At 61.9% G+C, this 11,623-nt stretch carries 12 protein-coding genes; 2 read left to right on the top strand and 10 right to left on the bottom strand.

Annotated elements, in window-relative coordinates; all coding sequences use genetic code 11:
* Positions 1-282 precede the first annotated feature (282 nt).
* The gene (ygfZ, locus tag GF111_RS17385; RefSeq protein ID WP_147190254.1) at positions 283-1,275 is read left to right on the top strand and encodes a tRNA-modifying protein YgfZ; all 993 of its coding nucleotides are present in this window, start codon (positions 283-285) and stop codon (positions 1,273-1,275) included.
* A gap of 38 nt (positions 1,276-1,313) precedes the next feature.
* Here ygfZ and GF111_RS17380 read toward each other — a convergent pair whose 3' ends face one another.
* Positions 1,314-1,811, bottom strand: coding sequence for a DUF2165 family protein (locus tag GF111_RS17380; protein WP_038871226.1), 498 nt, complete (start codon positions 1,809-1,811; stop codon positions 1,314-1,316).
* A 150-nt stretch (positions 1,812-1,961) separates the two neighbouring features.
* The gene (locus tag GF111_RS17375; RefSeq protein ID WP_038871224.1) at positions 1,962-2,636 is read right to left on the bottom strand and encodes a hemolysin III family protein; all 675 of its coding nucleotides are present in this window, start codon (positions 2,634-2,636) and stop codon (positions 1,962-1,964) included.
* Between the two features lie 183 nt (positions 2,637-2,819).
* Here GF111_RS17375 and GF111_RS17370 point away from each other — a divergent pair, with 183 nt between their 5' ends.
* Positions 2,820-3,428 (top strand): HD family hydrolase, encoded by a 609-nt coding sequence (locus tag GF111_RS17370; RefSeq protein ID WP_025304127.1) that lies wholly within the window; start codon positions 2,820-2,822, stop codon positions 3,426-3,428.
* 32 nt (positions 3,429-3,460) lie between these two features.
* Here the strand turns inward: GF111_RS17370 and rbsK are convergent, their stop codons facing one another.
* From rbsK to GF111_RS17330, 8 genes are read right to left on the bottom strand one after another with little or no spacing between them, the layout of a single operon-like run.
* A complete protein-coding gene (gene rbsK, locus GF111_RS17365; protein ID WP_047729921.1) occupies positions 3,461-4,387 on the bottom strand; it encodes a ribokinase in 927 nt (308 codons plus the stop codon).
* A complete protein-coding gene (gene alsK / locus GF111_RS17360) occupies positions 4,384-5,292 on the bottom strand; it encodes an allose kinase (RefSeq protein WP_147190256.1) in 909 nt (302 codons plus the stop codon). The genes rbsK and alsK overlap by 4 nt, the downstream gene beginning before the upstream one ends.
* A gap of 10 nt (positions 5,293-5,302) precedes the next feature.
* Positions 5,303-5,974 (bottom strand): D-allulose 6-phosphate 3-epimerase, encoded by a 672-nt coding sequence (gene alsE / locus GF111_RS17355; RefSeq protein ID WP_033635837.1) that lies wholly within the window; start codon positions 5,972-5,974, stop codon positions 5,303-5,305.
* Between the two features lie 30 nt (positions 5,975-6,004).
* A complete protein-coding gene (locus GF111_RS17350) occupies positions 6,005-7,039 on the bottom strand; it encodes an ABC transporter permease (RefSeq protein ID WP_047729918.1) in 1,035 nt (344 codons plus the stop codon).
* A 10-nt stretch (positions 7,040-7,049) separates the two neighbouring features.
* Positions 7,050-8,036: an ABC transporter permease gene (locus GF111_RS17345; RefSeq protein WP_147190258.1), complete on the bottom strand. Its 987-nt coding sequence runs from the start codon at positions 8,034-8,036 to the stop codon at positions 7,050-7,052.
* Positions 8,029-9,546, bottom strand: coding sequence for a sugar ABC transporter ATP-binding protein (locus GF111_RS17340; protein WP_147190260.1), 1,518 nt, complete (start codon positions 9,544-9,546; stop codon positions 8,029-8,031). Before GF111_RS17340 ends, GF111_RS17345 begins: the two co-directional genes overlap by 8 nt.
* Before the next feature lie 2 nt (positions 9,547-9,548).
* Positions 9,549-10,532, bottom strand: a complete 984-nt coding sequence (locus GF111_RS17335) for a substrate-binding domain-containing protein (RefSeq protein WP_047729915.1) — start codon at positions 10,530-10,532, stop codon at positions 9,549-9,551.
* A gap of 47 nt (positions 10,533-10,579) precedes the next feature.
* A complete protein-coding gene (locus GF111_RS17330; protein ID WP_004931653.1) occupies positions 10,580-11,398 on the bottom strand; it encodes a DeoR/GlpR family DNA-binding transcription regulator in 819 nt (272 codons plus the stop codon).
* Positions 11,399-11,623: the final 225 nt, after the last annotated feature.

The raw sequence follows: 11,623 nt of genomic DNA, 5'->3' as shown, positions 1-11,623 counted from the left end.
GCGCAGGGTTCAAATGACACACTGTATGGCAACGCCGTCGCAATATAATTCCATCAGCCGGGGATCTGTCTGCAAGGGTGCCCAGGCCGCAAGCCTATAGAGTAACAATTTGACATACACGCCGGGAAGGCGCTTTGCTGCGGAAAACGTAATAAAGCGCAAAATGCCAAAAAAAGCGCACCCCGGCGCCACGGCGCGAATAACAGTTTGCAAAGCCCGCCGCCTCTTTTACCATGGGTTCAATACCCTTCAGGTAAGCTAAACGTTAAGCAGGAACTTACTATGGCGCATAACATTCCATTCCCACCCCGTCAGCCCTCCGCTTCCACCCATCTGCCCCTGACGCTGATCTCGCTGGAAGATTGGGCGCTGGTGACGTTAAACGGGCCGGACACGGTGAAGTATCTCCAGGGCCAGGTGACGGCGGACATCGACGCGCTGGCGGCCGATCGGCACGTGCTGTGCGCCCACTGCGACGCCAAGGGCAAAATGTGGAGCAACCTGCGTCTGTTCCACCGTGGTGAAGGCTTCGCCTATCTGGAACGCCGCAGCGTGCTGGACAGCCAACTGGCTGAAATCAAAAAATACGCGGTGTTCTCCAAAGTCACCATCGCCGCCGATAACGATGCGGTGTTGCTGGGCGTCGCCGGTTTCCAGGCGCGCGCCGCGTTGGCGGGCCGGTTCGCTACGCTGCCGGATGCCGAACACCCGGTGGAGCAGGACGGCGAGACCACGATTCTGCACTTCAATGCGCCGGCGGAACGTTTTCTGCTGGTGACCCGCCCTGCCGTGGCCGAACAGCTGATCGGCAAGCTGCATGACCAGGCGGAGCTGAATGACAGCGGCCAATGGCTGGCGCTGGAGATCGAAGCCGGTTATCCGGTTATCGACGCCGCCAACAGCGCGCAGCTGATCCCGCAAGCTACCAATCTGCAGGCGCTGGAAGGCATCAGCTTCAGCAAGGGCTGCTATACCGGTCAGGAGATGGTGGCGCGCGCCAAATTCCGCGGCGCCAACAAGCGTGCGCTCTACTGGCTGGAAGGTAAGGCGGCCCGCGCCCCGCAGGCGGCGGAAGATCTGGAGCTGCAGCTGGGTGAAAACTGGCGCCGCACCGGCACCGTACTGGCGTCGAGCCAACTGGCCGACGGCACGCTGTGGGTACAGGTGGTGATGAACAACGATTTGGACGCCGACAGCAAGCTGCGGGTGCGCGACGATGCCGCCAGCCAGCTGGCGATCAAACCCTTGCCGTACTCGCTGGCCGAAGAGAAATAATCCATCGGCCGCAGGCGCCCTGCCTGCGGCCGTCTTCGTTACTCGTCCAACTCCCCGTCGCGCTGCACCAGATAGATCAGCACCAGGATGATGGTGATGAAAAAGCGAAACGCATCGGGCACGCCGTTCCATTGTTTCGACATCCACATGCCGAACCACTCTCCCCCAATCGACATAAAGCCGACCTGCCAGGTGAGGAAACCCAGCGTCAGCCCCACTACCGCCAGTTTTTTCCGGCCGTTGAAGGCTTTAGCGGGTAGTTTCAGGCCGCTCAACAGACGCAGACCGCCGATCCAGCACAGCAGCGCGGTCAGGCTCTCCAGCGCAATGATGAAAATATAGCCGGCGTGATGCAGCCACGGCGTTTGTATAGAACGGTAGCCGATGGTGGCGTCGGGGAAAATGGTGTCCATCATAAAGACGTGGCGCACGAAGGCGAAGTTGGAGCCGTAATCGGTGATATTGCCGAAGGCCACCAGCGAAGCGAACAAAGCGATAGCGCAGACCAGCAGCGCTTTGGATAAGCGAACGATCATCGTGATGAGTCCTGAACAAAGTTAAGAGAAAGAGTATGCGGGCTCAGAAATGAAAGAACGGGCTTGCTGGATACCCGAAAGAAGCAAGCGCCTCTTTTTTAAAACAAAAGAGGCGCCTGTTCAATACGCATTCAGACGTAGCGGCAACGCTTAGACGTACAGGTAGATCGCCATGAAATGGCAGGCGCTGCCGCCGAGCACGAAGGCGTGCCAGATGGCGTGGCCAAAGCGGATGCGCTTGGAGGCGTAGAAAATCACCCCCAGGGTATAGACCACCCCGCCTATCGCCAGCAGCGTGACGCCGCCGGCCTCCAGCCGCGTAACCAGCTGATAAATCACGATCAGCGACAGCCAGCCCATCGTCAGGTAGGTCACCAGCGACAGGGCTTCAAAACGGTGGGCGAAGGCCAGCTTGAACAGCACGCCCAGCAGCGCCAACCCCCAGATTACCGCCATCAGGCCCTTCGCCAGCGGCGAATCCAGCCCCACCAGCAAAAACGGGGTATAAGTCCCGGCAATCAGGAGATAAATGGCGCAGTGGTCAAATTTTTTCAGCCAATGCTTGGCCTTCTGATGCGGAATCGCATGGTACAACGTGGAAGCGAGAAACAGCAGGATCATGCTGCCGCCGTACAGGCTGTAACTGGTGATGGCCGTCGCATCCGCGCCGGTATTCACCGCCTGCACCAGCAGCAACACCAGGCCGACGATACCGAATACCAGCCCGATGCCGTGGCTGATGCTGTTGGCGATCTCTTCCGCCCACGGATAAGCCGCGGCGACAATCTTATTGTTCCCGGCTTTCACTACGTCCGTTTTCCCCATAACGCGTAACCCCTCAAAATGCCCTGCTTTGTGCGAAATTAACGCAAAGCAGCTTAACTGAGAATAATTCCAGTGTACACGTGTACGCTAAAATAAAAATGTGAACGCGTGTAACCATCGAAATCGCCCGTCCGGTGGTCTACAATCGTCAGGCTTCAACCCACCCACCTTGAGGTTTACACCATGTCATCCGCTGTACCCGCGTTAGATTTCGGCTCAATGACCCAGGTCATCCAGTTCCTGATGGAAATCGATAAGTTGAAGGGCGTGCAACGCCGCACCAAAGTGCTGGGTACCCAGCGCCAGGAAAACTCCGCCGAACACAGTTGGCATTTCGCCATCGCCGCCATGAGCCTGGCGCCCTACGCCGGTGATGACGTAGACATTCAGCGCGTGATCCAGATGGCGCTGCTGCATGACATCGTGGAAATCGACGCCGGCGACGTGCTGGTCTACGATCTGGCGGCCCGCGCGGCGATCCACGATCAGGAAGTGGCGGCGGCGCGCCGTCTGTTCGGCATGTTGCCGGAGGCTCAGCGCGAGTATTTCACCGCTTTATGGCAGGAATATGAAGATGGCGAAAGCGCCGATGCGCGCTTCGCTTTGCTGCTGGATCGCACCATGCCGATGCTGATGAACCTGCACAATGAAGGCCAGAGCTGGGTAGAGAACGGCATCAGCCTGGAGCAGGTGCTGGCGCGCAATGCATCGATCGCCGACGTGCACCCCGAGCTGTGGCACCACATGGAGCAACACCTGCGGGATGCGCAGCGCAAAGGCTGGTTGAAGTAAGTGAACCGGGCTGCCGCGGCAGCCCTTCAACGTCAAGCGAACGCCCGCTGGCGTTCCAACGCCTCCTCATAGCTCGGCATCGATCCCGCCGCCCCGGCGCGCTCCACGCAGACCGCCGCATAGGCGGCGGCGAAGCGCACCGCATCGGCTAACGGCACCTGATTCGCCAGCTGCGCCGCCAGGGCGCCGTTAAACGCATCGCCCGCGCCGGTGGTGTCTTTCGGCTGCGCTGGAAACGCCGGGATCAGCTCGCTGTTTTCCCCGTCCGAGAACAACGCCCCCTGCGTGCCCAAGGTCACGATCAGTAAGCGAATGCCTTTGGCATGCAGCACCTGCGCCGCCTGGCGCGCCGAAGCCACATCCCGCACCGGCACGCCGGTCAGCAACGTACACTCGGTGGCGTTGGGCGTCAGCATATCGACCTGTGCCAGCAGGCTGTCCGGCACCGGCTGAAACGGCGCCGGGTTGAGGATGATGAACGTCTGCGCCTCGCGGGCGATGGCGATCACCTGCTCAATCGCCGGCAGATTGTTCTCCAGCTGGGTCAACAGAATGTCCGCCGCGGCGATCGCCGGGCGGCACTGGCGCACCTCGTCTTCGCTGACCGTCAGGTTGGCGCCGGGATCGACGGCGATCATGTTCTCCGCCTCCTCGCCGGCAACGTAGATAAGCGCATTGCCGGTCGGGCAATCGCCGGTCGAGAACAGCGTCACCGCATCGAAACCGGCGGTGGCGAGGTGGCGCCGGGCGAAGGTGCCGAAGTCATCGCGCCCCACCTTGCCGATATAATGCACCCTTGCCCCGGCGCGCAGCGCAGCGGTGGCCTGGTTGGCGCCCTTACCGCCCGCGCCCATCATGCTGTTGCGGGCGATCAGCGATTCACCGGGCTGCGGAAAGCGCGCCATGCCGGCGACGATATCCAGGTTGAACGAACCGAACACGCAGACTTTGCCTTTCATTGCGGGTACTCCCTGCTCAATTGGAGGTGGCGCCGGGCGGCCAGGCAGGCGCCTTTGCTGCCGGTTTCATCGGTCAGGCGGCTGATGGAGATCGCCAGCCCCTGCGCCGGCTGCGGCCCGCGCAAATGGCGGCGGATCGCTTGCTCAAGGCGCGCCAACGGGAAACCGCTCATGGCGATCACGCCGCCGCCCAGGATCAGCCGCTGGGGATCGAGCACATTCATTTCGATGGCGATGGTCTGCGCCAATCGTTCGACGAAGCGCCGCAGATCCGGATGTTCGCCGTGGCGTTCGAACAGCCGTTCGAACGGCGTTTGCGCCGCGTTGGCGCGCGCCCAGCCGGTCAGCCAGTGACCGGAGGTCAGGCTCTCGACGCAGCCCCGTTTACCGCACGGGCACTCGCCCTGATGGCCCGGCCAGGGAATGTGCCCCAGCTCACCGGCGGCGCCGTGCGCCCCGTGATAAAAGTCGCCGTTCAGCCACAGGCTGTTGCCCATGCCGGTGCCCAGATACAGCCCCACCGCCACCTGCGGCAGCGCCGGCAGCTGCTGCAAGTCCCACCACAGCAGGTGATTGACGTCTTTATCCATCCGCACCGGCAGCGCCAGCGCATCGGCCAACAGCGCCGCCACCGGCTGGGCGTCCAGCGCCGGAATGAACGGCAGCGACAGCACCCGCGAACGATCGCGGCTGAGGATCCCCGGCAGCCCGAGCATCACCTGCGCCACCTGACGATCCTTGCAATGCCCGACGATCAGGCGGCCCAACGCCACCAACGGATCGGCCTGCCGTGCCCAATCGGCGGTCGCTATCTTGCGGTACCCGCTGAACTCGCCGTCATCATCCATCAACAGCAGGCGGGTATTGGTGCCGCCGACGTCTACGCCAAGAAAATGCCGCATCATGTCCCCCGCCTCAGGCCGCCTGCCGCATCTGATCCAGCATTTTTTCCCATGCCGTCTCCAGATCCGGATCGAGGTTGAACAGCCCGGAGCTGCCGACGATCAAGACTTCCGCGCCGGCGCCCATCAGATCGCGGTAGGTGCGCTGATTACAGGATCCGTCGATCTCGATCAGATAGCTCAGGTTTTGTTGGCGTTTCAGATCGCGCAACTGGCGGATCTTTTCCAGCATTTCGGGAATGAACGGCTGCCCGGCATAGCCCGGATCGACGGTCATCACGGTGATCTTGTCCAGCAGATGAAGGTAGTGGCGGATAAACTCCACCGGCGTGGCCGGGTTCAGCACCACCCCCACTTTTTTGCCCAGCGCGCGGATCTGGTTGATCACGCGGAACGCGTCGCGGTTGATGGTTTCGGCGTGTGGGCAGATAAAGTCCGCGCCGGCGCGGGCGATCGGGTCGATAAAATCGGTCGGGTTCTCCACCATCAGATGCACGTCCAGCAGCAACGAGGTGTGCGGGCGGATCTGTTCGATAAAGAACGGCGACAGCGTGATGTTTTTCACGTAGTGCCCGTCCATGATGTCGATATGCAGCATATCGGCGCGGCGGTTCAGCACCGCCAATTGCTGCCGGATATCCATCAGGTTCATGCACATCAGTGAAGGCGAAATCTGGTATTTCATTAGCGTTATCCTGCGCAAAAGGGAAAAGGATCAGTGGCCCGCTGCGGCTCTGGCCTGGGCCGCGCTGCGGCGCATCGCCCGCCGCTGCCGATAGCGATGGCGGAAAAACTTCAGCGCCAGCACGGCGATCAGCACCGCGCCCCACATCGCCAGGCTGAAATGCGGGCTGACGTTCATCAGGTTCAAACCGGTGGCGATCACCTGCAGCACCACCAGCGCCAGGACCACGCCGCTGACCCGGCCAAAACCGCCGAACGGATCGGTACCGCCCAAAATGATCGCCAGCACCGTCAGCAGCAGATAAGAGTCGCCGTAGCCCATGCGCGCCGAGTTGAAGCGCGCCATCATCACCAGCCCGGCGATCACGCACAGCAGGCTGGAAAGGGTGTAAATGGCGATTAGCACCCGATGGGTATTCACGCCGCTGAAGTGGGTGGCGTTGATGTTGCTGCCACTCATGTAGATGCATTTGCCGAGCCGGGTTTTCTGCAAGAACAGCGCCAGCAGCACGGCAACCGCCAGGAAGATCCACAGCGGTACCGGCACGCCCAGCACGCGCTCGGCGCCGATAAACCGCACGATCTCCGGCATGCCGCTCAGGGCCGCACCGCGCGTCAGGTAGATGCCGATGCCGTTAACCGTGGTCATGGTCGCCAGCGTCACCAGAATCGGATGCGCGCCGACGTAGGCCACCAACGCGCCGGTCACTGCGCCGATCATCACGGCCAGCAGCATCGCCGCCGCCAGCGCCAACACCAGCCACAGCGCCTGCAGCCCCAGCCCGGCGTCCGGCGGCAGATAGCTGATGAACAGCCAGGCCATCAGCAGGCTGGTCAGGTTGGCGCTGGCGATAATGCACAGGTTCAGGCCGCCGCTGAGGATCGGAATGAACATCGCCAGGGTCAGCAGGCCCAGCTCCGGCAGCTGGAACGCCACGCTGGTGAAGGTGGCGCCGCTGAAGAAGCGCCCCGGCATCAGCAGGCTGAAGGCCAGCACCACCGCCACCAGCAGCGCCAACAGGCCGACGGCGGTGCCGTCCGGACGAAATTTCAGGTAGTTGCCCATCAGGCGCTCCTCAGGCGAAACCGACGTCGGTTTCTTTGCGTTTCTTGTAGTGGGTGACGGTAATCGCCGCGACGATCACCAGGCCGATCACCATGTTCATGAAGTAGCTGGACACGCCGATCAGGTTGAGGCCGTTTTTCAGTACGCCGATCAGGAATACGCCCATCAGCGTGCCGATCACACTGCCCTTGCCGCCGTTCAGGCTGGCGCCGCCCAGCACCGCCGCCGCCAGTACGTCGAGCTCACCGCCCACCAGCGCGTTGGGCACCACCTCCCCCATGCGGTACACCTGCACCAGGCCGCCGATCGCCGCCATCACGCCCAGATAGCCATAGGCGAACAGGTGCAGCAGGCCGACGCGGATGCCGATGCGCCGCGCCGACTCCGCATCGCCGCCGACGGCAAACAGCTGACGCCCGAGGTGCGTCTTGTTCAGCAGCAGCCAGGTCAGCAGCGCCACCGCCAGCATCACCAGCGTCGGCAAACCGAGCTGATAGCTCTGTTCACCCAGCTGGAACGGCAGCACGCTGCGCGGCAGCGTCCACCAGTCCGGCAGCGCGTACAGGCTGCGGCCGTTGGTCAGCCACATCAGCATGCCGAACAACAACGCCTGCATACTGATGGTGACGATGATCGAGACGATGCGCAGGCAGTAGATCAACAGCGCGTTGACCATGCCCAGCGCGGCGCCGATCGCCAACGCCAGCAGAATGCTGCCCGCCGGGCTGCCCAGCCCGTAGTGGGCCGCCAGCGTGGCGATCAGGTACTGCACCACCGAGGCCACCGCCGCGAAAGAGATATCGATACCGCCGGTCACCAGCACCACGAACAGGCCGAGGGCGAAAATGCCGCTCACCGCATAGCTTTCGCTGAGATCGAGCAGGTTTTGCACCGTCAAAAACCGATCGCTGAGCAGCGAAAAAACGATGACCGTCAGCAACAGTACCCAGGCCAGGTAGCCTTCGTTGCCGCGCGGTTTCAGGTTGAATCTACGCATTGACCGCCTCCGCCAGCTGTTGCTGGCTCACCTGCCCCGGCAGGTATTCGCCGATCACGCTGCCGCCGCTGAAGTGCAGCACCCGATCGCAGTTGTAATACACCTCCGGCACCTCGTCGGAGATCAGTAAAATGGCGATCCCCTCCTGCGCCAGCAGATGGATCAGTTGGTAAATGCTGGCCTTGGCGCCAACGTCGACGCCGACGGTCGGCGAGTCGAGGATCAGGATCCGCGGCTGAGTCAGCACCCACTTGGCTAACACGATCTTTTGCTGGTTGCCGCCGGACAGCGTCGAAACCGCCTGGTCCGGATCCGCCACCCGCACGCCGAGTTTGGCGATCCACTCCGCGACGATGCGATTCTTGCGGTAGTCGTCAATCAGGCGAAAACGCCCGCGCAGCTTATCGAGAATGGTCAGCACCGCGTTGTCCGCCACCGACTGTTGCTGCACCAGGCCGAGCGTCAGGCGCTCCTCCGAGACGTAGCCGATGCCGGCCTTGATCGCGTCCTCATGGCCGCGAAAGCGCACCGGTTTGCTGTCGAGGTAGAGCTTGCCGCTATCCGGTTGGGTCATACCGAACAGGCTCAGCGCCAGCTCGGTGCGCCCGGAGCCGAGCAGCCCGCATAGACCGAGCACCTCGCCCTGATGCAGCCGGAAGCTCACGTCCTGATACTGCCCGGTGCGGCAGAGGCGATCCGCCTCCAACATCACCCGATCCTTACTCATGCTCGGCGACTTCAGGCGATAGTCCAGCTTCAGACCGGTCATCAGCTCGGTCAGACGATCGCCGGTGATCTCCGCCGCCGGCCAGGTGCCGATCTTGTTGCCGTCGCGGATCACCGTGACGCGATCCGAAATCTCCAGCACCTCGTCCAGACGGTGGCTGACGAACACCACGCAGATGCCTTTCGCTTTCAGGTAATCCACCGTGCGCAGCAGCTGATTAACCTCGGTGCGGGTCAGCGAGGCGGTCGGTTCATCCATGATCACCAGCCGCGCCTCCGCCACCAGCGCGCGGCAGATCGCCACCTGCTGGCGCTGGGCGATCGGCAGCTCCGCCACCCGTTTGTCGAGATCCAGATGGAAACTCAGCTCCTGCAGCAGCCGCTCGGCGGTGCGCCGCAGCCGGGCCGGGCGGTACCATCCCAGCAGCCCATGCAGGTTGTGCTCGAAGGCGATGTTTTCCGCCACCGTCAGGTTGGGAAACAGCGACAAATCCTGGTAGATCACCTGAATGCCGAAGGCGCGCGCCTGATCCGGCGACAGCCGACCGAAGGTTTGCCCGTCGATGGTGATGCGGCTGCCGTCGTCCGGTTGATACACGCCGGCGATCGCTTTGATCAACGTACTCTTGCCGCAGCCGTTGGTACCCGCCAGGCAGTGCACTTCCCCCGGCATCAGCGCCAGCGAGATAGCGTTCAGCGCTCGCTGGCCGCCAAAGGTCATCGACAGCTGCTGCAGCGCGATCAGCGGCGCGCCCTGCGTTGCCGTATTGCCGGAAATCGCCATGATTACAGCCCCATCTTCACCAGCTTCGGCAGGTTTTGCTTATCCAGGCTTTCGGTGACGTTGCCGAGAATGGTGTGCTGCTGCGCATCCACCTGCACCTTGCCCATGCCTTCGATGGTCATGCCGTCGGTGATTTTTTCTCCCTTATGCATCATGTCGGCGATGCGCACGAACACTTCGCCCGCCACCAGCGGATTCCAGATATAGCCACCCTTGATGGCGCCACGGTTGACCAGCGAAGCGCCCTGGCCCGGGCTGAACGGCCCGATGACGCAAATATCGTTGCTTTTGCCGCGGTTGAGCACCGCGCGTCCGGCGCCGATCGGCCCCTGTGAACCAAAGGCCAGCACGCCTTTCAGATCGGGATATTTGGCCATCAGATCGTTGGTAGTGCGCACGCTGTCATCCAGCGATTCGCCCACGCCGAACTTGTCGCCCACCAGCTGCATGTTCGGGTAGTGCTGCTTCTGGTAGTTGATCGCCGAGTCTGACCAGGTGATGTGCAGCGGCACCGTCAGGCTGCCGACGTACACCGCGTACTTGCCCTGCTCTTTCATGCAGGCGGCCAGCGCTTTCATGTGGTTGACGCCGTGCTGCGAGGCGTCCACCAGCTCAAAGTCCCAGTCGGCGTACTTTTGGCCGGGGGATTCGTGCACGATCACCTTGATGCCCGCTTCCTGAGCGCGCTTGAGCACCGGCTCCAGCACCCGGGCGTCGTTCGGCACCACGCCGATGATGTCCACCTTCTGCGCGATCAGATCTTCGATGGCGCGCACCTGCAGCGCCGGATCCGCCGCCGTCGGTCCGACCATCCAGGCATCGATGCCGCGTTTGGCGCCCTCGCTTTTGATGCCGGCCTCCATGGCGTTGAACCAGGGAATGCCGCCGATCTTCACCACCACGCCCATTTTCAGCTTGTCCGCCGCCTGCGCGGAGACCGAAAGCAGCAGCGAGGCAAACAGACCGACCAGTACGGATTTTTTCATTGTTCTCTCTCCACAAGTGTTGGCTGTAATAAGGGTTTTCGTTGTTGTTATCGCGCCGCCCTTTTCGCGGCGGGTGAAACTTCAATCACGTCGACATTGTTCCAGGCCAGTTCCTGACGAAATTCGTCGTCGCTGAGCCGATCGGTGATTAAGGTATCTATCTCCCGGTAGTGGCAGATGCGCGCGAACGAGCGGCGGCCGAACTTGTTGCTGTCTACCAGCAGGAACTTGCGCTCCGACGCCAGCAGCATCTGCTGCTTCAACCGCGCATGGTGCTCGTTGCTCTCGCGGATGCCGCCATCCTGGCAGATGCCGTGGCAGGAGAAGAACAGCTTGTTGATCACAAACTCCTTCAACATCTGCTCCGCCAGCACGCCGATAAAATCCTCGTACTTGGCGGAATACTCGCCCCCCAGTCCGATGGTGCGCACGTTGGCCTTGCAGGCCAGCGTCTGGATGATGTGCAACGAGTTGGTCAATACCACCAGCGAGATATCCGGCAGTTGGCGCGCCAAAAACCAGCTGGTGGAGCTGCTGTCCAGCAGCAGACAATCCCCCGGCGCGATAAATTCCAGCGCGCGTTTGGCGATGCGCGTTTTCTGCTCCGGCGCCTCGTTGCTGCGCTGGCGGAAAGATTCCCCCTGGTCTATCTCGGCGGGCACATAGGTTTTCTCCACCGCCGGCGGCTCGACGAACACCGCGCCGCCGTGGCTGCGCAGCAGCAGGCCGCGCCGTTCCAGCAAGGCCAGATCACGCCGCGCCGTCTCGATAGAGATGTGGCACAGCTGCGCCACCTCCTGCACCATCACGCGGCCGCGCTGGCTCAAGACTTCGGTGATAAAGCGATGACGTTCTACAGGCAGCATGTTTCTTTTCTCCTCCAGGACGATGATTACGATATCGATTTGCCGCGCCGCGTTTTGCGCGCAGACGCAAAGCGCATCGCCCCGCGATCGGTCAACGATGGCGGTGTGATAGTTGTCAAAAAAATCGGGCAGGAAATGAAATGAATAATTACGAAATTGTGGAGTAACAGGCAGTTATGATGCGTGTGCGTCTTAGACAGACAGGAGAGAAACGGTAAACGGTCA

The sequence above is a fragment of the Serratia sp. HRI genome (assembly GCF_010119335.3).
In the GTDB taxonomy this organism is placed as follows: domain Bacteria; phylum Pseudomonadota; class Gammaproteobacteria; order Enterobacterales; family Enterobacteriaceae; genus Serratia; species Serratia nevei.
This window is presented reverse-complemented; position numbering and strand designations above follow the sequence as displayed.

Bases quoted from the DNA above. Each gene is read 5' to 3' on its own strand.
- ygfZ (WP_147190254.1), top strand. From the start codon at position 283: ATGGCGCATAACATTCCATTCCCACCCCGTCAGCCCTCCGCTTCCACC.
- GF111_RS17380 (WP_038871226.1), bottom strand. From the start codon at position 1,811: ATGATCGTTCGCTTATCCAAAGCGCTGCTGGTCTGCGCTATCGCTTTG.
- GF111_RS17375 (WP_038871224.1), bottom strand. From the start codon at position 2,636: ATGGGGAAAACGGACGTAGTGAAAGCCGGGAACAATAAGATTGTCGCC.
- GF111_RS17370 (WP_025304127.1), top strand. From the start codon at position 2,820: ATGTCATCCGCTGTACCCGCGTTAGATTTCGGCTCAATGACCCAGGTC.
- rbsK (WP_047729921.1), bottom strand. From the start codon at position 4,387: ATGAAAGGCAAAGTCTGCGTGTTCGGTTCGTTCAACCTGGATATCGTC.
- alsK (WP_147190256.1), bottom strand. From the start codon at position 5,292: ATGATGCGGCATTTTCTTGGCGTAGACGTCGGCGGCACCAATACCCGC.
- alsE (WP_033635837.1), bottom strand. From the start codon at position 5,974: ATGAAATACCAGATTTCGCCTTCACTGATGTGCATGAACCTGATGGAT.
- GF111_RS17350 (WP_047729918.1), bottom strand. From the start codon at position 7,039: ATGGGCAACTACCTGAAATTTCGTCCGGACGGCACCGCCGTCGGCCTG.
- GF111_RS17345 (WP_147190258.1), bottom strand. From the start codon at position 8,036: ATGCGTAGATTCAACCTGAAACCGCGCGGCAACGAAGGCTACCTGGCC.
- GF111_RS17340 (WP_147190260.1), bottom strand. From the start codon at position 9,546: ATGGCGATTTCCGGCAATACGGCAACGCAGGGCGCGCCGCTGATCGCG.
- GF111_RS17335 (WP_047729915.1), bottom strand. From the start codon at position 10,532: ATGAAAAAATCCGTACTGGTCGGTCTGTTTGCCTCGCTGCTGCTTTCG.
- GF111_RS17330 (WP_004931653.1), bottom strand. From the start codon at position 11,398: ATGCTGCCTGTAGAACGTCATCGCTTTATCACCGAAGTCTTGAGCCAG.